Consider the following 22888-nt stretch of genomic DNA (forward strand, 5'->3'; position numbering starts at 1 on the left):
TTTTTATCAATCGGTAAATTTCTTCGCAGATTCGCGCAACTTTATTTTACCCCGCGTCAGGACGGCCCGCGAAATATTTCGTCCCGCCTCTGGCGGGGACGATCCGCCGGGAGGGCTCTGCCCTCCCGGACCCTCCCGGAGTATTTCGGGACAGAACGTGAAGTGCGGTTGAGGCCCTACCGAGAAAAAAGCCGTTGCGCCTCGGCCGTGCTGTAACGGCCGAGGCGGACATCCTCGGCCAAGGCGGCCGGGTCACGCCGTGCTGGATCGCCATAACCGCCGCCGCCCGGTGTGCGGACCCGGACCCGGTCGCCGGGCTGAAGCGGGATGTCCTGCGCCTTCGAGAGATGCTCAGGTATCACCGTGCCGGCGGGCCTGATGATCTCGACCCGGTTCACCGCGCCATCGGCGCCGCCGAGCGCACCCTGCGGGCCGGTGCGGCCATGGTCCATCACGAAGCTCGCGCGGGCGCTGCCGCGCAGGAGCTCGATCTCATAGTCGAGGCCGAAGCCACCGCGATGTTCACCTGCGCCACCCGAGCCTTCATGCAGCGCGTAGCGGCGGTAGAGGACCGGATAGGTCTGTTCCATGATCTCGACAGGCGGCGCCTTCGAAATGCCGATGGTCGAGCAGCCGTTCGAGAGCCCGTCATGGTCGGCATTGCCGCCATAGCCTCCGCCGGAAATCTGGTACATCACATAATCGCGGCCGCGTTCGGGGTCGTGGCCACCAAGGCCGAAATTGCCCGAGGTTCCGGCGGGCGCGGCGGTGACACGGTCGGGCAGCGCGGCGACAAGGGCGGCGAAAACGGCTTCGGCAATCCTCTGGCTGACTTCGGCCGCGCAGCCCGAGACCGGGCGAGGGTATTGGGCGTCAAGGAAGGTGCCTTCGATATTCACGATCTCGAACGGCTCGAAAGCGCCCGCCGACATCGGCACATCAGGGAAGATATGCCGCATGGCGAGATAGACCGCCGAGAAGGTCGTTGCGCGGACCGAGTTCATCGGCCCCATGCAGGGCGGTGAGGAACCTCTGAAATCGAAGGTCAGGCTGCCACCCTTGCGCGTGACCGTCAGGGCGATCGTCAGCGGTTCGTTCACCACGCCGTCGCTGTCGATGATGGCCTTCCCCTTCCAGTCACCCTCCGGGATCAGGCGCACGTTTGCCTCCATCTGCCGCGCGGCGCGGCTGCGCATTTCTGCTATCGCCGCGCGCACCGCCCCGTCACCATAGCGGTCAAGGATCGTGGTCAGCCGTTCGGCGCCCACGAGAAGCGCCGCAGCCTGCGCCTTCACGTCGCCGATCCGCTGTTCGCTGACGCGGATATTCGAGCAGATGACCTGCCAGAGTTCGTCCTGCAGCACACCTTTCTTGAAAAGCTTCACCGGGGGCAATCGCAGCCCCTCCTGCTCGGCGCTGATCGCGCTTGCCGAAAAGCCGCCCGGCACCGCGCCGCCGGTGTCAGGCCAGTGACCGGTGTTTGAGAGCCAGCAGAAGATCTCGCCCTGCCGGTAGAAAGGCATGGCGAAGCGCACATCCATCAAATGGGTGCCACCGAGATAGGGGTCGTTGACGATATAGATATCGCCCTCATCCGGCGGCTTCGTCAGGCCGGAAGCGATGCGTTCGATGATATGGCGAGTCGAGAATTGCATGGTGCCGACGAAGACGGGCAGGCCGCGCGAGCCTTGTGCGATCAGGCTGCCGTCGATGGGATCATAGATTCCGTCCGAGCGGTCGTCGGCCTCGGCGATGACGGGCGAGAAGGCGGCGCGCGAGAAAGACAGGTCCATCTCGTCGCAGACCTGCTGCAGGCCCGCCTGGATGACGGCGAGGGTGATCGGGTCAAGCACGGGTGCCTCCTACCGTCACGATCAGATTGCCCTCTGCGTCGGTCTCGACCCGGTCGCCGGGCTCGATCACGATGGTCGTGTCCATCTGCTCGATGATCGCGGGGCCGGTAAGGCGGGCATCCGCTGGCAGATGGTCGCGCCAGTAGACCGGCGTCTCGACCCAGCCGCCGAACCAGACGGGGCGCGTGCCGGTCTGCGCCTCTGTCAGCGACGGGCGGCGCCCGGCGGGATCGATGAGGGTGGACAGGTCGATGGAGGGCCGCTCGCCGATCACCGAACAGTTGAGGTTCACGAGGTTGGCCCGGATCGTCGGCAGATCGACGCGGAACCGGTCGAAATAGGCACGCTCAAATGCCGCTTGCAGGGCGTCCCGCGCGGGCGCGCCGTCCGGCAGGCGGACGCGCAGGAGGTGGGTCTGGCCGATGAACTGCATGTCGGCGGTGAATTCCGTCCGCACCTCGCGGACCCTGATCCGCTCGGCGCCGATCAGGCGGCGGCCCTCGGCCTCCTGCGCAGCCCAGATGGCATGGACCGCCTCCATGTCCACCGTGTCGAGCGGGCGGTTCAGGGTGCGCACGAAATCGTGACGCAGATCGGCCACCACGCAGCCGAGCGCATTGGTGATGCCGGGGCGGGCCGGGATCAGGACCTTCGGGATCGCCAGTTCGCGCGCCAGTGCCGTCGCGTGCAAGGGCCCCGCGCCGCCGAAGGCGAAGAGGGCGAAATCGCGCGGGTCGGCGCCCACCGAGATCGAAACCATGCGGATCGCGCCCGCCATATGGATATTGCCGAGCGTCAAGACCGCCTCTGCCGCCTGTTCGGCCGAGAGACCCAAGGGTGCGCCGATCCGGTCGGCAAAGGCCGCGCGCACCCGGTCAAGCGCATGGCCGAAGCGCGTGGGCGACAGACGGCCGAGCAGCACATTGGCGTCGGAGATTGTCGGCTCCGTTCCGCCACGCCCGTAGCAGATGGGCCCGGGGTTCGACCCGGCGCTTTCGGGGCCGACGCGCAGCATGCCGCCCGCATCGACCCGGGCGATTGACCCGCCGCCCGCGCCCACGGTCCTGACATCGACCATCGGCACATGGATCGGCATCGCATATTCGACCTCGATCTCGTTCGACACGGGCGCCCTGCCCGCCCGGATCATCGCCACATCGGTCGAGGTACCGCCCATGTCGTAGGTGACGAGATTCTCTATCCCCGCCCGCCGCCCGGTGTAGACGGCAGCCATCACACCCGAGGCGGGGCCTGACATCACCGTCTTGACCGCCTCGCGGGCGACGGCGCGGGCCGACACCATCCCGCCATTGCCGTTCATCACCAGAAGCTCACGCCTGTAGCAGCGCGCCGCCAGTTCATCCGACAGCCGCGCCATGTAGCGTTCGAGAAGCGGCTGGACCGAGGCATTGACCGCAGCCGTCACCCCGCGCTCGAACTCCCGGCTTTCGGAGAGGAGCGCGTGGCCGAGGGTCACATAGCGGTTGGGCCAGAGGCGGGCGGCAATCTCGCCCGCGCGCAGCTCATGTGCCGGATTGGCATAGGAATGCAGGAAATGGATGACGAGGCTTTCGCAGCCCTGATCCAGAAGCTGCCGCACCGCCGTGGTGACAGCTTCCTCGTCCAGGGGCGTCAGCACGCGGCCGCGCGCATCCATCCGTTCGGGCACTTCCAGCCGCAGGTCGCGCGGAATGACCGGCACGAAGCGGCCCGTCATACCATAGGGCTGCGGGCGGGTGCGGCGACCCAGTTCCAGAACGTCGCGGAAACCTTCTGTGGTGATCAGACCCGTGCGCGACAGCTTGCGTTCAAGAACCGCGTTCGTTGTGGTCGTAGTGCCATGGACGATCAGGTCAAGCGCGGCGAGGTCCGCCCCCGCCTCATCGAAAGCCGCCAGCACGCCAAACGCCTGATTGTCGAGCGTTGTCGGCACCTTGGCCAGCCGGACCGCGCCGCTTGCTGCATCGAAAATCACCAGATCGGTGAAGGTGCCGCCAACATCGACCCCCGCGACCAGCCCTGCCATCACACCCCCACATAGGTCTGGAACTGCGGCGCGGCCACGGTCAGCGCCGTCGCCTCCGCCACCTCTGCCACTTTGCCCGCTGAAACGAAACCGATCCGGTCTGCTACCGATAGCGCCACATCCACCCTCTGCTCGATCAGGATCGTCGCCACGCCCGTCGCCTTCAGATCGCGCACCGTGTCACGGATCAGCGCGATCATCGAGGGTTGCAGCCCTTCGGTCGGCTCGTCCAGCAGCAGCACCTTGGGTTCAAGGCAGAGCGCGCGGGCGATGGCAAGCATTTGCTGTTCGCCCCCGGACAATGTGCGGGAGACCTGTCCCAAGCGTTCGCGCAGACGCGGGAAGAGCGTCAGCACATGCTCACGCACCCGCGCGCCCCGTCCCCGGGTCATCAGCCCGACCTCCAGATTCTCCGCCACCGTCAGATCGCCGAAAAGCCGCCGCCCCTGCGGGACGAGGCCGACGCCGCGTTTAGGAACCTCGTGCGCGGGCAGCCTGGAAATGGCCTCTCCATCCAGCATCACCTCGCCGTCCGTGACCGGGATGAGCCCCATGATCGCCCTGAGAAGCGTGGTCTTGCCCGCGCCATTGCGGCCCATGAGGCAGAGAACCTCGCCTTCGCTCACCTCAAGCGAAAGCCCGCTCAGCACCTGCACCGGCCCGTAGCCTGCGTGGATGGCGCTGACCTTCAGCATGCCCGCTTCCCTGCCCGCTCGACACGCCTCATGCCTGCCCCCCGAGATAGGCGGCCTGAACGGCGGCATTCGCCCGGATCTCCTCGGGCGTGCCGGTCGACAGCACCTGGCCGAAGTTCAGGACAGTGATCCTGTGGGCAAGGTCCATCACCACATCCATGTTATGCTCGATCAGCAGCACCGTCCGCTCCGGCACCAGCCCTTCGATCAGCCGCTTGAAGTTCTCGATTTCGCCGATCGCCAGCCCCTGCGTTGGCTCATCAAGGATCAGAAGCCGGGGATTGAGGGCGAGACCCATGGCAATTTCCAACAGTCGCTGATGACCGTACGAGAGCGTCCCGGCGACCTCGTCCGCGCAGTCGGCCAGACCGACGCGTTCGAGCGCAGCGCTTGTCTCGCGGACAAGCCGCTTCGAGACGCCTCTGCCCTGCACCGCCAGCGCCACATTGTCGAAGGTCGTAAGGTTCGCAAAGACCTGGGTGATCTGGAACGTATAGGCGATGCCCTGCCGGACGCGGGCATGGGCGGGCAGGCGCGTGATGTCACGTCCTTCGAAGCGGACCGTGCCGGATTGCGCGGGCGTCCGGCCCGACAGAAGGCTCACGAAGGTCGTCTTGCCCGCGCCGTTCGGCCCGATCAGCGCATGAATCTCGCCCCGGGCCAGATCGAGATCCACCCCGTCGACCGCCTTCAGCCCGCCGAAATGCCGGGTCAGGCCGCGCGCTTCGAGAAGGGTCACGGCAGCCATGCCCGCCCCTCCTTGCCCAGACGGTCGCGGAGCGCGCCGAGCGCGCCCTTCGGCGCGAAAAGAACAAGCGCCACCAAGGCCACGCCCACCACCAGAAGTGTGGCGGAGGTAATTACCGACGCATAGTCGATCAGGTAGAACATCAGAAGGCAGCCAAGGAACGGCCCGGCAACGGTGCCTGCGCCACCGAGAAGGACCCAGAGCATCGGCAGGATCGAATATTGCACGCCGGCAAGCGAGGCACCCGCATAGCCGAACATCAGCGCATAAGCCGCCCCTGCCGCCCCGGAATAAAGACCCGAGAGCGTCAGCGCAGCGAGTTTGACGGTAAACGGATTGTAGCCGAGCATCCGCGCCCGCTCCTCATTCTCGCGCATCGCCACCATCACCCGGCCGAAGGGCGAGCGGACAAGGTGCAGGCAGGCAAGCAGTCCCAGCACAAAGAGGAGGAGCGCGGCAAGGTAGCGCGTCGCGCCGTCGGAAAGATCGAGGCCCATGATCCGGCGCAAGGGTTGGGCGATGACGATCCCCTCGTCGCCACGCGTCCAGCGGCCGAGGTAGAGAATGGTCAGATAGCCCGCCTGCGCGAACATCAGGGTGACGATCATGAAGGAGACGCCGCGCGTCCGAAGTGCCAGCAGCCCGACAGCCGCCGCCAGCACAGTGGCGGCGACAAGGCCCGCCGCCAGTGCCGGTCCGCCCGTCCAGCCCCAGAGCGTCAGGGGCATCGCCGCGCCATAAAGCCCGGCCGCGAAGAAGAGCGCGTGGCCGAGTGACAGCATGCCGGTATAGCCGAAGGCGATGTTGTAGCCCATCGCATAGACCGACAGGACCAACACTTTCGCGACCGCATCGTGATGGTAGGCGGGTAGCATCCAGTGCGCGGCCATAAGCACGGCCACGAGCCCGAGATGGGAAAGAAGCGCGCGGTCCCTCATGCGGTGCGCCTGCCGAAAAGGCCCTCGGGCCGGAAGACGAGGACGAGTGCCACCAGAAGCGTGGCAACGATCTTGGCGAAGGTCGGCGGAAAGAAGAAGGCGGTGGAGAGAAGCCCGTCGAGAAGCCCGATCAGCAGGGCTGCGATCAAAGTGCCCCTGAGAGAGCCGAGACCGCCGAGGATGACCACGATGAACGAGAGAAGCAGCGGATCGCCGCCCATCAGGTAATGTGCCTGCTGGATCGGCACGACCAGAACCGCCGCAATCGCAGCCAGGCCCGCACCGATGCCGAACGTCATCGCGTAAACCCGGTCGACATTGATGCCGAAAGCCTTGGCGGTGGTTCGGTCGATCTGGGTCGCACGCATCACGAGGCCTATCTTCGTCCTTGTGATCAGGAGCCACACGAGAAGCAGCAGCACCCCCGCGGCGAGGATCACGAACAGCTTGTAACCGGAATATCCGAACCATGGCAGCTGGACGCGGAAGTTGAAAGGCGGCGCTACGGGACGCGCGTTCGGGCCGAAGAAACTCAGCGCCGCCTGCTGGAAGATGTAGAGAAGCCCGATGGTGGCGACGATGGTCGCCTCGGGCTCATAGTGCAACCGTTTCAGGATCAGCACATCGGCCAGCACCGCCACGCCCGCAACAACAAGCGGGCAGACCACCATCGCAAGAAGGAAAGCCAGAAGCGGCGCGTCGGGAAACCATTGGCTGACGAACCAGGCAAGGACCGCCCCCAGCATGAAGAACTCGCCATGCGCGACATTCACCACGCGCATGATGCCGAAGGTCAGCGAAAGGCCGACAGCAGTCAGCGCCAGAACGGCGGCCGTCACCGCGCCTTCCAGGATCGCCAGCAAAAGAAGCGGTCCGAACCCCATCTGTCCCTCTCGGTGTTCGGACGGGGGCTATGACGCCCCCGCCCCACTTGTCAGAAGCTTTGCGAGGTGTAGTCGACCTCGTCGGGATACATCCCATCCTCGACCGAGGTCTTGTGCGCGACCACCAGCTTGCCGCCCTCGACCTTGGTGATGTTCTGGATGCCGAAGGCCTGGTGGGTCTTGCCGTTGAAGGTCTTGGCCCCCTGCGGGTGATCCTCGCCCTCGTCGAACCCGGTCATCGCCTCGATGGCTTCCACGAGCTTCTGGCGGTCGGCGGCCCCGGTGTAGCCCGCAGCCTCCATCCCCGCCTTGATGACCGACAAGGTCTCCCAGACCGAGAACATGTGGCTGTAAGTCGCCACATCGGCAGCGTCCGAGGCCGAAGCGCCATTGTCATCGACGCCCACGGCCGCCCGATAGGCCGTTTCGGCATCCGAGGCATCGGCCTGCTTGTAGCGCGGATGGGCTTCCCAGAAGTGCGAACCGTCGAGGAATTCGAGGCCCGAGGAATTGATATCCACCGCTTCCAGCGAGTCGATGAAGCCGAAAAGCTGCGGCCGGGCGCCCGAGCCATAGAACTCGCCCAGTTCCTTCACGAAGGTCAGGACGGCCGGGCCCACCATCACATGATAGATCACCTCGGTCTCCGCCGGGATCTGCGGGAAATAGCGGGTGAAGGAAGTCTCGGTCGGCGGGATCGCGATCTGCGCGATGACCTCGCCGCCCTGCGCGGCGCAGGCTGCAGTGAAATAGTCGCGGTGATCATGGCCGAAGGCGAAGTCGGGGAAGATCATCGTGACCTTCTTGCCGAGGTTCGAGGTCACGAAGGGCGCCATCGCCTGCACCTGGCTCTTCACATCGGTGATGCCCGGCTGCAGCGTCCAGCGGTTCAACATGCCCGAGGCGACATGGTGGCCCTCGGAACAGACGAGATAGGGCACCTTCAGTTCCGCCGCACGCGGCGCGGTGCCGATCACGACGTGAGAGAAAAGCGCACCAAAGACGAGATCGCAGTTCGATTGCGTGGCGAGCTTGCCGAACACCTCGGCGCCGCGCGCCGGGTCGGTGCCGTCATCCTCGAAGAGGATCTCGACCGGCCGCCCGCCAATGCCGCCCGCCGCATTCATGCGGGCGAGCGCCGCGGTCGCGGTGCGCTCGTACCAGCGGCCATAGGCCGCGCCGATCCCGGTCCGGTGCAGCTGGAAACCAAGCCGGATCGGCTCGGACGACTGGGCATTCGTATAGCCCGGGAAGAAGCTTGCCGCCGTGGCGGCGCCCATACCCGCAAGCACGCTGCGGCGGGTGGGCGTGAGGGTCAGTCCTTTGGTCATGTCCGTCTCCTCTCTGTTGGGACGCGGGTCTTCTGCCCGCGCCAGTCTTCCGGTTTGCGTGTATGCATACAAAAAACCTTTATAAATCAACCAATTGCGGGCGCCGCCAATAGCCACAGGCCGAAGCAGGTGTAAAGCACCATCAGAAGCGTCAGCGGCAATTCCTGCCAGGGGGTCAGCCTCAACCCCGCTGCGGCGACGATCCGTTGACCCAAGAGAACCGCCACCAGATGCGCGCCAAGGATGATCGCGAACTGCGCCGCCCAGATCGCCCAGACCGCGCCCCGGTCCGTCAGGAAACCGAAACCGACCCAATGCGGCCCGAGGCCCAGCAGGTCGTCGCCGCGCGCCAGCGGATCGGAAAGGGCGGCAATCGCATACTGGCCCTGGGTCAGAAGCGCGGTCAGGTAATGCGCCACGTGATAACCCGCCGCGATCGGCAGGAAGGACAGCGCAAGCGGCCCGACGAGGTCCGCAGACCGCGCCCCTGGCCCGGCAGACCGCAAGACCAGCCGGATGACCCCGACGACCAGCCCCGCCATGAGCCCCCATGTGGCCAAAAGGCCCAGCGTGTTGACGCCCATCGCGGCGGACCGGCCTGGATAATCGAGCGGGTTGAACCCGATGGCGGCGACCCACAGGAAGGTTTCATGCAGCCCGTCGAAACTGACCGAGGCGATCATCAGCATCAGGAAAGCCATGGCCGAGACGGACAGCGGTGGCAACGCCATGACCTGTGCACCCGGCGGCCCGACCATCACCGCGACGCGGCGATCGCCGCCCTCCGCCCAAAACGGCGCGATCCGCGCGATATTGGTGAAGAAGACGGTCAGGAACTCGCCCTCAGCCAACCAGTCCTCGCCCTCGGCCACAGCTAGCAGGAAGATCGCCAGCCAATAGGCGGCGACGATCACCGCAAGTTCGGCAGGATCGTCGGGCGAAAGCGAGACGATCTCGAACCAGGCGAAGGCCAGCAGCCCGGCCACGGCGGGCCATTGGCCAAGGCGGCCAAGACCGATGCTACCCTTGCGGCCCAGAAGCGCGCGCAGACTGCGGACCGGGCCGGTCCAGGGGTCGAGATGGCGCCAGAGATTGCCGAAAAGCGCCTGCACGAGGGTGACGCCGACCCAGAGCACGGTCCAGACCCAGAGCGACAGCGGGTTTGCATAAGGATCGCGGGTTCCGAAAAGGCCCGCGACGATCAGCAGGAACAGCAAGGCAGCCGACAGCCAGCTTGTGACTCCATCGGGAAGAAGCCGGGGCCGGGTGAAAAGGCGCCGCGCCGCGAAGGCTGGGACCCGGCCGCTCAGTCCGGCAAGAAGCGCGGTCAGCGCGACGACTGCCCCCGCCCCCCAGACGAACTGTTTGGTGGGCAGGGTCATCAGCACCGCGCGCTGCGAGGCATGCGCAAGCGCCACCCCAGGGGCAAGCGCGAACAGTGTTGCCGATGCCGCAGCCCTTGCACTCACCGCAACCCGTCCTCGCCCTTGACCTGCGACAGTTCCAGCCCGCCCATCCGCGAATGGATGCGCGCGCCCTTCGCCATCGCAAGGACGAAAAGGATCTCGTCCGCGCGCGGCCCGTCCGGCATCGACACCGTGATCGCATCGAAATGGCCGCGCACATAGGCGGCATTGATATGGCCAAGGGGAACATCAAGCGTCGCACCCATCGCGCCCACTTTCATCGCTGAGGGCACGATCGCCCGGCTTTCGCCCAGCCGCTCGCGCATCGCATAGCCCCCGGGCGCATGCCAGAGCGCACCATGCTCGGCTTCGCCGCTGGCACCGACCAGCGCACCCTTGCCATAGGCGTCGATCCCTTTCCGCCCGCCCAGCGCGGCGATCAGCCGGTCGGTCATCATCAGGCCAAGCGGCTTGAGAATTTCCATCGCCGGCTGCAGATCGGGCTCGTAGCGCCCCGCGAACGGATTGGCACAGAGCGCGAGGATCGCGGCACGGCTGCGCGGCGGATCCGCGCGCGGGCCTCCGTCATGATGGATCTCGTCAATGACGATCGTGAGTTTGCGCAAGGTGAAATCAGACAAGGCTCGGCTCCTTTCGGGCTGGGGTTTCGCCGCCTTTGGCGGCGACCCGCCGGGGAGGGCGCTGCCCTCCCCGGACCCCTCCCGGGATATTTGTGAACGAAAGAGTGGGGGACATGGAAGAGTTGAGGGTTCTCACCTGCCCCTGAAGACAGAGCGCCGCGGCGACGATCAGCCCCCGGTCCATGGCGGCAGCGCCACAGCGAAGGCCATTCTCCAGAGCCGCAGCGCATTCGTGCGGTGAAAGCAGACCGACGCCGGTCGTGACAAGCCGGGTACCGAGATCGCTGTCGGACTTGATCTCCACAGCCGGGCGGCGGGTGATGGCAGGATGGCCGGGCAGCTCAACCGCATTGGCGATGATCGTTGCTGCGGCGTCGGCCATTGCGGCGGTTGGGGCGAGGATGGTTGCCGCATCGGCGATGCCGAGCGAGAAGGAGCGGCCGCGCCAGCCGGACGTCGCGATGCCACGCACCGGATCGTCGTGGCAGATCGTAACGCGGTCTGGCAGACCGGCGCGGCCGGCGATGGCGGCGGTGAGGCTTTGGCCCGGCGTGAGGTAAAGCGCGATGTCGCCGCCATTGTTCACATAGGCTTTGGTGATCCCCGGCCCGGCGAGTGCGGCAAGCACCCGGTCGGCGACCGCGCCCGCGACGGCGGCCATCGGCGTGATGAAGGTGGGGCGGAAAGGCCGGACGGCATCAGCCATCGCGCGGGCGGTTGGCCCCATCACCGGGCGGTCATCGGCGGCTCGCAGTGCCTCGCGTTCGGCGACCAGCTCGTCGAGCAACGGCTGGAAGCAGGCCCAGGCCCGAGCATAAGCGGCGCGAATCGTGTCTTCTGGTCCCCAGGCCTCGACGATCAGGTCCATTGGCCCGTGCTGCAGATGCAGGCGCCCGTCGGGCAAAAGGCGGGCCACGGCGGTCATGCCTCGCCCCCCGGCCAGGTTTCGAGCTTTCCGGCAACCGTATATTCGCCCCCCGTTGCGGCAATCTCATCCAGCGACCGGATCGCGCCTTCATGCCCGCCAAGCGCCACATAGGCGTCGCGCGGCAGGGTGAATTCCAGGGGCGCGACCAGCGCGGGCGTCGGCACATAGCCGAACGCGCCCCTGGGCAGGCGGGTCACATCGACCATGAACGTGATGCCGCCGCCCGGCCAGACATAGCAGGGCGCGCCGCCGGCGGTCAGCCGCGTCTCGCGGCCCTGTACCGAACGGGTCAGGCGCACGGGGTTCTTGGTGACACCCGCACGAAGCGAGCCACCTGCCCCGCCCATGAAAAGAACGGTGCAGAGCGAGGGTTCGCAATTCTCGTCGATCAGCCGGACGGTCGCCTGCAGGTTTTCCGGCAGCGGCTGGCGGACCGGTTGCAGCGCCTCGTCCAGCACGTAGTAGGCATATTCCTCGCCGGTGGTGGAGACCATGAGGAGTGTGAGCCCCGCCCGCGCGCCACGCTTGCCGTCCCAGGGCCCGAGGATTTCCAATGGGTCGGTGATGCGGGTTCCGCCCCAGCCGAGCCCGGGCTCAGAGACGCGGAAATAGCGCCCGGGGGTGGACTTGTGGCCCTTGACCTTGATGCCGGTCGGCTGCCAGCCCAGCACCTTGCCCGCCTGATGTTCCGAGACAACGCCGGTGATATGGTCGTCGACCACGACGACCTCATCGACCAACCCCTGCCATTGCGCCGCGAACATGCCGATGGTCGCCGAGCCACAGCCGACACGCATCCGATGTTCTTCCTTGCCGTCCACGACCGGCGCGCGCCCCGCCTGGACGATGACGGTCGAACCGCCATCAATGGTCAAGGTCACCGCCTCGCCATTGCAAAGCGCCAGCATCGACGCGCAGGTCACCCGGCCCTCAGGCTTCGTGCCGCCGGTCAGATGATGGACACCGCCAAGCGACAGCATCTGGCTGCCATATTCGGCGGTCGTCACATGACCCACGGGCTCGCCCTCGGCCCGCACGACGGCGCCCTCGGGGCCAAGGAACCGGTCAGTGTCGATCTTCACCTTGACGCCGCAATAGGAAAAGATCGCCTCGGTCACCACGGTGACCATGTCGGCCCCCTCGACCTGCGTGGAGACGATGAAGGGCGCCGGCTTGTAATCAGGGTAGGTCGTGCCCGCGCCGATCCCGGTGACGAATGCATCGGCGGGGCGGATGACCTCGCCGTCCCAAGCCGGGCCGGCGAAGGGCACGATCCGCCCGCCCTGTTCCAGTGTCTTCGACAGGATCGTCACCGGATCGCAGCGCACGATCCGGCCGCGGTCATTGGCATAGCGGTCGCAGGCGCCGGTCTGGCCGGGGGCGATGTAGCACATCACCGGGCAGGCATCGCAGCGGATCTTTTCCCGGTCCTGGGTCATGGTGCATCCCCGCGAATGGCGGCGAGAAGACGGTGAGGAAGAACCGGCAGCCGGGTGATCGTGGCGCCGGTCGCATGGCGGATCGCATTGAGGATCGCGGGCGCGGTCGGAATGAGCACATGCTCACCCAGCCCCTTCGCGCCGAACGGGCCTTCGGGATGGGGCACCTCGATGATCAGGCTTTCGATCGGGGGCACGTCGCCGATGGTGGGAATGAGGTAGTCGTGCAGGTTCTCGGTGCGGCCGGGGATGTAATCCTCCATCAGCGCCATGCCGATGCCCTGGGCGATGCCGCCCTCGATCTGGCCTTCGACCAGCGTCGGGTTGATGGCGCGACCGACGTCATGTGCGGCAGTGATCTTCAGAAGCTTCACCGTGCCAAGGGCCATGTCGACAGAAAGTTCGACGATCTGGGCGCCATAGCCGTAGACGGCATAGGGTTTGCCCTGGCCTTTCGCGTCCAGTGCCGTCGTCGGCGGGTCGTAACTTTCCTCGGCCGAGAGCACACAGCCCTGCGCATCGGCGGGAAGGCGGGCAAGATCGATCGCGCTGCCGTTCGCGCGGATCGTCGCGCCGTCGAGCGTCAGCGCGGCGCCGTCCCCCCAGTTGCCCAGCCTCAGGATCGCCGCGCGCAGCGCCCGCCCTGCCGCTTCGGCCGCGCGGCCCGTCACATAGGTCTGGCGCGAGGCCGATGTCTTGCCCGCATCCGGCGACAGTGCCGTGTCGGGGCCGACGAGGGTGAAGCAGCCGACCGGCAGGCCCAAGGCCTCGGCGGCGATCTGGGTGATGACAGTGTTTGCACCCTGGCCGATGTCGGTCGCGCCCTGGTGCAGCACCAGCCGGCCATCGGCCGTCAGGCCGATGCGGATGGTCGAAGGGTTCGGCAGCGAGGTATTGCCGCAGCCGTACCAGCAGCTGGCAATCCCGACGCCGCGCCGGACGCTTGGACTCTGCGCCGCGGCCGCGTCGGTCAGCGCGCGAGCCCAGTGCGGCCGCAAAGCGTCGAGGCATTGAAGAATGCCCACGCCCTCCAGCACCTGCCCCGTCGCACTCACGTCGCCGTCGCGGTAGGCGTTCTTCAGCCGGAACTCCAGCCGGTCGATGCCCGCCTTTTCGGCCAGCCGGTCATAGAGCGTCTCCTGCATCACCGCCGCCTGTGGCACGCCAAAGCCGCGGAAGGCACCGGCGACCGGCCCGTGCGTGTGGATCGCCCGCGCCCGCGCCCGGACATGCGGCGTCCGGTAGGGGCCGGTCGCATGGACCGGGACGCGGTTCGCCACCGTCGGACCCCAGCTGGAATAGGCGCCGGTGTTGAAGATCCCGTCGAAATCCATGGCCGTCACCCGACCCTCGGCGTCACAACCGATCCGCGCCTGCATGCGCGCCGGATGGCGCTTGGTGGTCGAGACCATGCTTTCCGCCCGGCTGTAGACCATCCGGCAGGGCCGCCCGGTCTTCAGCGTCACAAGGCCCAGCAGCGGCTGCAGCGAGACATCGAGCTTCGAGCCGAACCCGCCGCCGACGGCGGAGGCGATGATGCGCACCCGCTCGGGCGGCAGGCCAAGGATCGCCGCCGTATCGTCGCGGTCCATATAGGGCGCCTGGGTGCAGGCGCGGACGACGAGGGTCTCGTCCTCCATCCAGGCCGCGCCCGCCTCGGGTTCGATATAGGCATGTTCGACGAAGGCGGTCTCGAACGCACCCTCGACGATGTGGGCGGATGCGGCCAGCGCGACCTCGGCCCCGCCCTGTTCCACGAAGCCCTGGATCAGCAGGTTGCCCGGCCGGCCGGCATGCAGAAGTCCGCCCGCCATCGCCGCCTCGGGATCGGTCAGAGCCGGGCGTTCGGCCCATTCCACCGGAAAGCCCGACAGGTCCGGCTCGGTCCCGTCTTCCTCGAAGGCAACCAGCGCCACCGCCTCGCCGCGAAACCGCGCCAGGCCCTCTGCCAGCGCCGGCTGGTCGGCGAAGGCGGGAATGACGCCGAAGGCGTTGCGGCCAGGAATATCAGCGGCGGTGAAGACATCAGCCACACCCCGCCGCGCGGCCTGCCAGGCGGCGATGTCACCGAAGCGGAAGGCGGCATGGGCATGGGGCGACCGCACGGCCCTCACCACCAGCCCGCCCTTCTGCCAGAGGTCGGCGCCAAACAGATCGCGCCCCGCGACCTTTTCCACCCCGTCCAGTCGCTGGATGCGGGCGCCGACCCCGCCCTGAACCTGATCCGGGACCGCGCCGCCCTGCCCCGCCGCAACCACGGCCGCGATGATCTTGCGATAGCCCGTGCAGCGGCAAAGAACCCCGCCCAGCGCTTCCTCGACCTCGGCCGCATCCGGCGCGGACCGCGTCTCAAGCAGGGCCGCCGCCGCCATCAGCATGCCCGGCGTACAGATGCCGCACTGCGCCGCGCCATGGGCGAGGAAGGCCGCCCGCAGCCGAGTCAGGATCGGGCTGTCCGCCTCGATCGTCAGGACCTCGGCTCCCAAGACCTGCGCGGCCGGCGTCAGGCAGGCGCAGACCGGCGCCCCGTCGACAAGGACCGTGCAGGCCCCGCAGTCGCCTGCATCGCAGCCGACCTTGGTGCCGACAAGCCCACATTCCTCGCGCAAGACCTCCGACAGCCGCCGGGTCGGGGCCACATCGACCGACCGGCGCGTGCCATTAAGGATGAAGCGGACTTCAGCCATCCGCCCCTCCCGCGAGCGCCGTCACGGCCCGCCGCACCAGTTCCGCCGCCGCCACCGCCCGGTAGGCGGCACTCGCCCGCACATCGCCGATGGGTGCCAGCGCCGCGGCCACATCCGCGTCGCGGACAAGGCCCGTAGCGTCCTCCAGCGATGCGCCTTCCAGCGCCGCCTCAACCGCCGTCAACCGCCGCGCCACCGGCGAACAGGCCCCGACCGCGATCCGCGCCAACGCCACGCGCCCCTCGCGCTCCAGAAGCCGGACCGCGATCGCTGCGATGGAAATCACCAGATATTTCCGCGCCCCCAGCTTCAAGAACGTCGACCGCCCCATCAGCGCCGCGCGCGGGATATGCACGGCAACCAGTATCTCGCCCGGCGCCAGCGCCGTCTGGCGCGGACCGGCGATGAAATCCTCAAGCGCCAGGCGCCGAATCCCATCCTGTGACGCCAGCTCGACCTCAGCCTCCAGCGCCAGCAGCGGCGGCAGGCCATCGGCGGCAGGCGAGGCATTGCACAGGTTCCCGCCGATCGTGCCCGCATTCTGAATCTGCCGCCCGCCAACCTCGCGCGCCGCTGCCTGCAGGGCGGCGAGCGCCGGTGGCAGCGTCGCGGCGGCAAGTGCCGCCCATGTCGTGCCTGCACCGATGCGCAGGCCCTCCCGGTCAAGCCTCAGGCCGGACAGGTCCTCCATGCCGGTGATATCCAGTATGCGGCCGCTCAATGCGCGCCGGTTCGTGGCCGGATAGAGGTCTGTCCCTCCTGCCAGCAAAGTCCAGCCGCCGCCCGCCAGAAGCGCGAGCGCGCCGGCAAGGCTTTCGGGCCGTTCATATGCCGCCTCGGCCGCCATCCGCTCAGCCCCTCCCCCGGGCCCCGGATCGTTTGCATGCAAATTATCCTGCGCGCGACCCGTTCTTCTGTCAACGCCCGACTGGCGCAGGCTTCAATCCATCCTCGCCCGCGGAACGCTTGCGCGCAAGAGCGGGACGGATTATGCCCCTGCCATGGCGACGGGCAAAAGCTACATCCTCGACGACCAGATCGGGTTCGTGCTGCGCCGCGTGACCCAGCGCCATCTTGCGATCTTCACCGATGCGATTCCCGAAGTCACCACAACCCAGTTCGCGGCCCTTGCCAAACTGGCAGAGATGGGTCCCCTGTCGCAGAACCTTCTCGGCCGCCTGACCGCGATGGATGCCGCAACCATCAAGGGCGTCGTCGACCGGCTGCGCAAACAGGACCTCATTGAAACCACCGCCGATCCCGACGACCGCCGCCGCCTGACCGTCAGCCTGACCGAAGCGGGCCGCGCGCTTTTCGAGCGCGTTTTGCCCGCGGCCCACGCGATCACTGCCCGCACCCTCGCGCCGCTGAGCGACGAGGAACGCCAGGCCCTGCAGGCCATCCTTCTCAAACTCGCTTGAGACCCGCGAAAAGCGGGTGACGGGCCAGTTGCATCTGGCATAAGATTTCGCCCGACGGGTCTGGAAAAGCGCCGTGTCCCGACGATATTGTGAATATGTTTAACATGAGGGAGCCCGATGGCCGACTTCAACGCCCAGATCCTCGAAAGCCAGAAGCAGGTCGCCGAGGCCCAGTCGAAAATCTCCGACCTGACCGCGCGGATCGATGCGGCACGCAGCAGTGCCGCGAACGGTCAGGCAATCGACATCGCCAATGCGACGCTTGAGGATGTGCACAAGCATGTCGATGTGATGAACGCCAATATCGCCGAGCTGATCATGGGGCTTGACGATGTGACGGCAGGCTTTTCCAAGGATTTCGACGCGATGCGCTCGAAGACCGGGTGGGAAAGCTTCATCGGCATCTTCTCCTCGGCCAAATCGGAATCGCTCCGGCAGGAACGGCTGCGTACGGCGAGTGTCGATGAAAAGCTGCAGGACCTGATCGCCAAATCCGACACGATCGTGAAGCTACTGGAAAACCAGCTGGCGACGCTGAACGAACATAAGGCGCGGGTGGAAAAGAACCTGACCGAGACGCTGACCGACCGCGAAACGACGGTTGGGGAGCTGGAACAGGTGCGCGCGATGCTGCAGGGGATGGACCCCAAGATCATCGAGCTGGAAAACAAGATTTCGGTGGAAACCGACGCCGCCGCCCGCACGCGGCTGGAAAGCGATCTGGCGGAACTGAACAAGCAGCACAACGCGCTGGTGCAGGAAGAACAGGTCAAGGTCGCGAAATCCCAGACGCTGGAACGCTATATCGAAACCGGCAAGACCTGGGTGGACAGCCTGCAGAACCAGGCGGCGACCCAGATGGTGCTGATCAACAAGCTGCAGACGGACACCAAGCAGCGCGTCGTCCTTTATGACGCGCTGACCAAGTCCTTGAAGACCGCCCAGCAGCAGGACGTGGCCCACCGGATAAACGAGATCGGTGTGGAGACCGACAAGGAAGCGCAGGCGGCGATGGCCGCCATCGGCGCAGCCACCAACGACCGGATGGCCGACATGCTGGAACGCCACGAGGGCGACATTGTCTTTGCCCGCAAGGTGCTGGAGGAAAAGGCCAAGGCCGACGAACGCTTCGCCCGCCGCTTCCAGGCGATTGTCGAGAAGCACGACAAGAACCTGTATGGTGGGTGATCCGTGCCCGAAACGGACCTGACCGATGACCACAAGCTCCTGACCGACGATCTCGCCGCGCGGCGCTATTTCCGCAAGTTCGACCGCATCACCCAGATGATGACCGGGGCGGCGGGGGCGATGCGCGGCGATGGCGGGCTTTCGGCCCTCGATCAGGAGGTGCTGGAAGGCTACGCGCGCGCCATTGCCTCGACCTTCAAGGCGCTGTCGATGAAGTACCTCGTGTCGGGGCGGCTGAAATCCGGCGCGCGGCATCTGACCATCGATTTTCACGAAAGCGGCTTTCCGGTCTTTCAGGAGATCGTGACGCTGGCCAATGACGCGGCGCAGGCCGCCACACATCTGAAGTCGCTGCCCGATCCCGACCGACTGAAGGACGAGATGATAAAGATCATCATCTCCGAACGCCGCCCGCCGGTCGAACTGCAGTATGCCATGTCGCAACGTCTCTATTTCCAGCGTTTGGCAGAAGGCGGACTCTTCTTCGCCCAGATGCACCCCGAAGCACGCTGGACCGGTGATCAGCCGAACGGCAGGCGGCGCTTCCTTATCCATTGGGCGGTCTATGACAGCCAGCTGAACGTGCCGGTCGTCTATCTGATGGACTGCGACGACAGCGGGCGGCGGGCGCTGCCGAAAGATGAGGGCCGCTGGCCCGCCGCGCAGGCGCATCTTCTGGCGCAATCGGTGGGCGGGCTGAAGCTCCTGACCATCGCCAAGGGCTTCGACACCGACTTTCCCGACCTTCACCCCAAGCGGCTCCGCCGTTTCTTCCTCGGGCCGATGTATTCCTCGGCCTATACCTTGCAGACCGGCCCGATCCGCGACGTGCTGCTGGAAGCGAAAGCCAGCGAGGGCGACGACTGGGCGCTTGCCTGGACAGTCGAGGAACTGGAAAGCGAGCGGACCGAGGTCGAGAACGGCTGGTTTTCCAAGGCCGAGCGCGAAGTCTTCCGCCTCGATCCGCTGACCGGCGGGCCCGATCAGGGCGCAAGCCGGATCGTCCGCAACATGGTGTTGCCGGAACGGGTCTTCCAGTCGCTGGCCGAGAAGGACCCGACCGGTTTTCGCGCTGTCCGAAAGTATGTGGCCAACCGGCAGGGAAAGATACTCTCGCATGACTGAGATGCCGCAGGAGAAGCCGCGGCGACCCGTCGTTGGCCTGCCGGATATTTTGGGAATTGCGGCCGGATTAACGCTGCTGTTCTTCCTGGTGGCCCGCCATCATCGTTATTTTCCGGACGATACTTTCATCACCCTTCGCTATGCGCGGAACCTGGCGGAACACGGCCAGCTTGCCTGGAATCTGGGCGAGCTGACCGAAGGCTATTCGAGTGCTCTGCATGTCCTGATGCTTGCTGGGATGATCAGCACAGGCATGGCCCCGGAAAGCGCCGCTTTTGCGCTGGCGACCGGATCGACCCTTCTTTTGCTTTTCATTGGTTTTTGCACCGCCCGGCTTATCCTTCGAGAGCCAAAGGATGCTTCGCTTCGCAGCCTCTGCTGGGTTGCATTCGCCGCGACACCCGCACTCGCCGTCTGGACCGCGGGCGGTCTCGAGACCATGCTGAATGCCGCACTCATGAGTGGCGGGCTTTATTTCGTCCTGAGACTGAGCCTCGACAGATCAAGGATTCTCCATGCCTGCATCGCCGGGACCCTGTTTTCTCTCGCCATCCTGACACGGCAGGACAACGCGCCGGTGATTGCAGCAGTGGCGCTGGTGACGCTGCTTGTTCCTGGCTGGGGGCGCGGCAGACGTTTGCTGATTGCAACCATCCTCGCCGGACTTCCTGCGGGAGTTGCGCTGGTCCATATGGCGGTGCGCCTGTCCGTATATGGGCTGGCTTTTCCGCTGCCGTTTTACGCGAAGACCGGTCTGCCGCTGTCTCTGCGCCTGAGCAATAGCCTTGAGTTCATGGCGTCTGACCTCATCTGGCTTCCTATCCTCGTGACCGGTATCGCGGCGGCTTTGGTCCTGGTTCGTCGATCTGCAAGTTTTGCGACGCTCATAGGCGCCATCTCGCTGTTGTCTCAGCTGATTTTCGTCACTTGGGCTGGTGGAGACCATATGCTTGCGGGACGACTGATCATCACCACCGTCTATTCGTCCCTCATCCTCATTTTAGAGCTTTGCAGAATTCAACCGCGCAGAATTGGCCTGGCATTTTCCACCGTCGCGGTGGCGGCAACGCTGCTTTCCGCTGGCACGCTGCGAACAAACATGACTGACGGCGCGGGCGCCATTGGCAAGATGGTTGCCAATCACATCGAAAAGAACTGGCCAGCTGGCAGCGTGATCGCACTCCACACCGCCGGCTCGACGCCGTTCTTTGCAAGCGACATGGTCTATATCGATATGCTGGGGCTCAATGACCCGCATATCGCGACCCGATCGGACATTCCTCTGATAACGGCCTATCAGCATTTCCCGGGTCACGCGAAGGGTGACGGCGCCTACGTCCTGTCGCGCAGGCCTGATTTCATCATTTCGGGTCTGGCCGAAGGCTCGCCGGTCGAAGAAAAATGGTTCCTCTCGGACGTTGAATTGGCCCAATCTCCCGAATTCGCACGCTGCTACAGACGCGAAACCGCCGAGATTGCCTACGACCGCAGCAGGATCACGCTGCTTTCGGACAATCCCTACCCCCTGATCTTCACCTACTACCGGCGCATCTGCGGCTGATCTGCAGGGCCCGATCGCATCGAGAAGGACGAGACCATGAGCCAGTCAGCAAGCGAGATGGAGCTGCGCGAAGACGATATCCGCAGCCATTATGCGGCGGCGGCGGAGATGCTGATGGGCATCGACCATGCCCCCCGCCTTGCGCAGGCGCGGCTGACGCTTGCCGCGCCCGAGCGTTCGCCAGAAATCTCGGCAATGAATCGCCGTTTTCGCTCGACGACGCCGGGGATGATCACACGGCAGATGTCACGGCCCGATGGGGTCCGGCTGATCGACCGGATCGCGGAAAGCGACGGCGACGATCCGCTGACTTCGGCCAAGCAGGCCGCCGTGACCCACGCCCTGCGCAGGGCGCTTTCGATCGCGCTGGCGGCAGGCGAGGCCTTTGCCGACCGCACCGGGCTTGGTGAGTTGAAGAAGGCCAATCTCGAAGCCCGCCTGCCCGCCGCGCGGCAAGGCGAGTTCGGCGAGCTTCTGGGTGCCGAGGCGCTTGTGGTTCTCTTCACCTTCGGCAATGCGCTGGCCTTCCTTCTGGCGGCTCAGGCCAGTGAACAGACGGTCGAGGTCGGCAGCGTTGACGAGGTTCTCACCGACAATACCCCCCTTGCCCTTCACGGCGCTCTCTGGGAACTCGACCAGATCATCGGGCTTCACGCCAAGAGTGACGACCTTCTCGTTGCGTCTGTCCTCGCCTACGCCGAACAACTGATGGCCAAAGTGGCGCTGCGGGCCGAAACCCATCCCCGCGTCCAGCCCTTCGCCGAGGCGAAATACCGGGTCGAGGCCGACGACTTCACGCTCGCGGGCTTCACCCCTGCCCGCAAGGCGCGCGGCACCACGCTCACCATGGCCTTCAAGAAGCCAGAGGAGGTGATCGGCAACCATATCGCCAAATATCAGGCGATGCGGCTCGCGAAGATGCTGATGGCCTATGATTTCGGGCGCAAGCTCAACCCGTTCGCCGAACTTGGCGGCTTCATCTTCACCTTCATGGGAGACGGCAAGCCCGGCACCGGCAAGACCACGCTCATCCAGATGATGGCGGGGATGATCAACGACTATTGCAAGATCGCGGGCTACCCGTTCCGTTACCAGAACCTCTCGATCGACAATGTCGACAGCTATCAGGGCAAGTCGGGCCAGAACGCCAAGGCCTTCATCAATAACGTGATGGACCCGGCCGTCATCGGCTTCGGCACCATCGACGACATCGACCAGGTCGCGGGCAAGCGTGGCGAGCGCGGGTCATCTGCCGGCCAGCAGGAGATCACGGCGGTGTTGATGGAGGCCTTTGCCGGCGCCAATACCGTGGTGCGCGGCAATGCGACCTTCGGCATGTTCTCGAACTACCCCGAGATGGTTGACGATGCGCTGCGCCAGCGGGCGGGAGCACGGTTTCTGGTGGACGGCCCGCAAAGCCGCGAGGATTACATCGACATCCTCGCCCTGCTTCTGGGCAAGAACCATGCGATCCCGGTGGGCCAACATGACCTTTATGCCGGGCAGGAGATCCGCAAGGCGGTGGCCGCCTCGTTCGAAGGCCATTCCCAGCCGCACGAGGACGGGCTGAAGGCGGTCTGGGCGGCGGTGGCCGAGAAGATCGGCCCCCTGGACACGCTCGCCAAGCTCGGAACCTACCTGAAAGCGATCCAGGAGGCTGACGGCCGCTTCACCGGCCGGGCGATCAAGAACATCACCGATGCGGTCAAGGTCCGCGCGATGGATTTCGAACTCCCTGACGAATGGATGGAAAAGCCTGACCTCTTCCTCTTCAAGGATTACGACACCAAGAAATCCATGATCGCCGACCTCCGCACGCCGATCACGGTCGAGATGGTGGTGCAGGAGATCAACCGCTATGCCGACAGCGAATTCCGCTATGCCGACAAATCCGACGAGGCGGCGATCGAAGGGGCCGTGCGCGACATGCGGCGGATGGAAGAGGCCAAGCGGCGGTATCTGGAGGGGAAGGGGTGAGCGCTGTAAGCGCCTAGCTTGTGGTCATACTCGCGTAACA

18 protein-coding genes are annotated in these 22888 nt (G+C 65.8%); 5 read left to right on the forward strand and 13 right to left on the reverse strand.

All coding sequences use genetic code 11. From position 1 onward, the window contains the following. Window positions 1–176: 176 nt before the first annotated feature. From OU426_RS02745 to OU426_RS02805, 13 genes are all read right to left on the reverse strand, one after another. Window positions 177–1853, reverse strand: a complete 1677-nt coding sequence (locus OU426_RS02745) for a hydantoinase B/oxoprolinase family protein (RefSeq protein ID WP_267632312.1) — start codon at window positions 1851–1853, stop codon at window positions 177–179. Further along, a complete protein-coding gene (locus OU426_RS02750) occupies window positions 1846–3879 on the reverse strand; it encodes a hydantoinase/oxoprolinase family protein (protein WP_267632313.1) in 2034 nt (677 codons plus the stop codon). The genes OU426_RS02745 and OU426_RS02750 overlap by 8 nt, the downstream gene beginning before the upstream one ends. Then, complete coding sequence (locus tag OU426_RS02755) at window positions 3879–4574, reverse strand: ABC transporter ATP-binding protein (protein ID WP_267632314.1); 696 nt, start codon at window positions 4572–4574, stop codon at window positions 3879–3881. The genes OU426_RS02750 and OU426_RS02755 overlap by 1 nt, the downstream gene beginning before the upstream one ends. A gap of 28 nt (window positions 4575–4602) precedes the next feature. After that, on the reverse strand, window positions 4603–5313 hold the full coding sequence (locus OU426_RS02760; RefSeq protein WP_267632900.1) for an ABC transporter ATP-binding protein: 711 nt from the start codon (window positions 5311–5313) through the stop codon (window positions 4603–4605). Beyond that, a complete protein-coding gene (locus OU426_RS02765) occupies window positions 5310–6260 on the reverse strand; it encodes a branched-chain amino acid ABC transporter permease (RefSeq protein WP_267632315.1) in 951 nt (316 codons plus the stop codon). The genes OU426_RS02760 and OU426_RS02765 overlap by 4 nt, the downstream gene beginning before the upstream one ends. Further along, window positions 6257–7144 carry a branched-chain amino acid ABC transporter permease gene (locus tag OU426_RS02770; RefSeq protein WP_267632316.1) on the reverse strand — a complete coding sequence of 296 codons (888 nt, stop codon included), beginning with the start codon at window positions 7142–7144 and terminating at the stop codon, window positions 6257–6259. The genes OU426_RS02765 and OU426_RS02770 overlap by 4 nt, the downstream gene beginning before the upstream one ends. Window positions 7145–7194: 50 nt before the next feature. Beyond that, on the reverse strand, window positions 7195–8475 hold the full coding sequence (locus OU426_RS02775) for an ABC transporter substrate-binding protein (protein WP_267632317.1): 1281 nt from the start codon (window positions 8473–8475) through the stop codon (window positions 7195–7197). A gap of 86 nt (window positions 8476–8561) precedes the next feature. After that, window positions 8562–9944, reverse strand: a complete 1383-nt coding sequence (locus OU426_RS02780; protein ID WP_267632318.1) for a hypothetical protein — start codon at window positions 9942–9944, stop codon at window positions 8562–8564. Further along, window positions 9941–10522, reverse strand: coding sequence for an amino acid synthesis family protein (locus OU426_RS02785; protein WP_267632319.1), 582 nt, complete (start codon window positions 10520–10522; stop codon window positions 9941–9943). Before OU426_RS02785 ends, OU426_RS02780 begins: the two co-directional genes overlap by 4 nt. Beyond that, window positions 10515–11447, reverse strand: coding sequence for a UPF0280 family protein (locus OU426_RS02790; RefSeq protein WP_267632320.1), 933 nt, complete (start codon window positions 11445–11447; stop codon window positions 10515–10517). The genes OU426_RS02785 and OU426_RS02790 overlap by 8 nt, the downstream gene beginning before the upstream one ends. Continuing rightward, complete coding sequence (locus tag OU426_RS02795; protein WP_267632321.1) at window positions 11444–12889, reverse strand: 6-hydroxynicotinate reductase; 1446 nt, start codon at window positions 12887–12889, stop codon at window positions 11444–11446. Before OU426_RS02795 ends, OU426_RS02790 begins: the two co-directional genes overlap by 4 nt. Further along, window positions 12886–15576 carry a molybdopterin-dependent oxidoreductase gene (locus OU426_RS02800; protein ID WP_267632322.1) on the reverse strand — a complete coding sequence of 897 codons (2691 nt, stop codon included), beginning with the start codon at window positions 15574–15576 and terminating at the stop codon, window positions 12886–12888. Before OU426_RS02800 ends, OU426_RS02795 begins: the two co-directional genes overlap by 4 nt. Next, window positions 15569–16423, reverse strand: a complete 855-nt coding sequence (locus OU426_RS02805) for an FAD binding domain-containing protein (protein ID WP_267632323.1) — start codon at window positions 16421–16423, stop codon at window positions 15569–15571. Before OU426_RS02805 ends, OU426_RS02800 begins: the two co-directional genes overlap by 8 nt. A gap of 154 nt (window positions 16424–16577) precedes the next feature. Between OU426_RS02805 and OU426_RS02810 the strand changes: the two genes are divergently transcribed. From OU426_RS02810 to OU426_RS02830, 5 genes are all read left to right on the forward strand, one after another. Next, on the forward strand, window positions 16578–16997 hold the full coding sequence (locus OU426_RS02810; RefSeq protein WP_267632324.1) for a MarR family winged helix-turn-helix transcriptional regulator: 420 nt from the start codon (window positions 16578–16580) through the stop codon (window positions 16995–16997). 117 nt (window positions 16998–17114) lie between these two features. Then, window positions 17115–18185 (forward strand): coiled-coil domain-containing protein, encoded by a 1071-nt coding sequence (locus OU426_RS02815; RefSeq protein ID WP_267632325.1) that lies wholly within the window; start codon window positions 17115–17117, stop codon window positions 18183–18185. A 3-nt stretch (window positions 18186–18188) separates the two neighbouring features. Then, the gene (locus tag OU426_RS02820; RefSeq protein WP_267632326.1) at window positions 18189–19310 is read left to right on the forward strand and encodes a hypothetical protein; all 1122 of its coding nucleotides are present in this window, start codon (window positions 18189–18191) and stop codon (window positions 19308–19310) included. Then, window positions 19303–20871: a DUF8728 domain-containing protein gene (locus tag OU426_RS02825; RefSeq protein ID WP_267632327.1), complete on the forward strand. Its 1569-nt coding sequence runs from the start codon at window positions 19303–19305 to the stop codon at window positions 20869–20871. The genes OU426_RS02820 and OU426_RS02825 overlap by 8 nt, the downstream gene beginning before the upstream one ends. 36 nt (window positions 20872–20907) lie before the next feature. Next, entirely contained in the window at window positions 20908–22848 is a 1941-nt protein-coding gene (locus OU426_RS02830; protein WP_267632328.1) for an AAA family ATPase, read from the forward strand. Window positions 22849–22888 lie beyond the last annotated feature (40 nt).

It is taken from the genome of Frigidibacter sp. RF13, from assembly GCF_026626305.1.
Taxonomy (GTDB): Bacteria; Pseudomonadota; Alphaproteobacteria; order Rhodobacterales; family Rhodobacteraceae; genus TMP-24.

Bases quoted from the DNA above. Each gene is read 5' to 3' on its own strand.
- OU426_RS02750 (WP_267632313.1), bottom strand. From the start codon at position 3,879: ATGGCAGGGCTGGTCGCGGGGGTCGATGTTGGCGGCACCTTCACCGAT.
- OU426_RS02755 (WP_267632314.1), bottom strand. From the start codon at position 4,574: ATGCTGAAGGTCAGCGCCATCCACGCAGGCTACGGGCCGGTGCAGGTG.
- OU426_RS02765 (WP_267632315.1), bottom strand. From the start codon at position 6,260: ATGAGGGACCGCGCGCTTCTTTCCCATCTCGGGCTCGTGGCCGTGCTT.
- OU426_RS02770 (WP_267632316.1), bottom strand. From the start codon at position 7,144: ATGGGGTTCGGACCGCTTCTTTTGCTGGCGATCCTGGAAGGCGCGGTG.
- OU426_RS02775 (WP_267632317.1), bottom strand. From the start codon at position 8,475: ATGACCAAAGGACTGACCCTCACGCCCACCCGCCGCAGCGTGCTTGCG.
- OU426_RS02790 (WP_267632320.1), bottom strand. From the start codon at position 11,447: ATGACCGCCGTGGCCCGCCTTTTGCCCGACGGGCGCCTGCATCTGCAG.
- OU426_RS02795 (WP_267632321.1), bottom strand. From the start codon at position 12,889: ATGACCCAGGACCGGGAAAAGATCCGCTGCGATGCCTGCCCGGTGATG.
- OU426_RS02800 (WP_267632322.1), bottom strand. From the start codon at position 15,576: ATGGCTGAAGTCCGCTTCATCCTTAATGGCACGCGCCGGTCGGTCGAT.
- OU426_RS02805 (WP_267632323.1), bottom strand. From the start codon at position 16,423: ATGGCGGCCGAGGCGGCATATGAACGGCCCGAAAGCCTTGCCGGCGCG.
- OU426_RS02810 (WP_267632324.1), top strand. From the start codon at position 16,578: ATGGCGACGGGCAAAAGCTACATCCTCGACGACCAGATCGGGTTCGTG.
- OU426_RS02815 (WP_267632325.1), top strand. From the start codon at position 17,115: ATGGCCGACTTCAACGCCCAGATCCTCGAAAGCCAGAAGCAGGTCGCC.
- OU426_RS02825 (WP_267632327.1), top strand. From the start codon at position 19,303: ATGACTGAGATGCCGCAGGAGAAGCCGCGGCGACCCGTCGTTGGCCTG.
- OU426_RS02830 (WP_267632328.1), top strand. From the start codon at position 20,908: ATGAGCCAGTCAGCAAGCGAGATGGAGCTGCGCGAAGACGATATCCGC.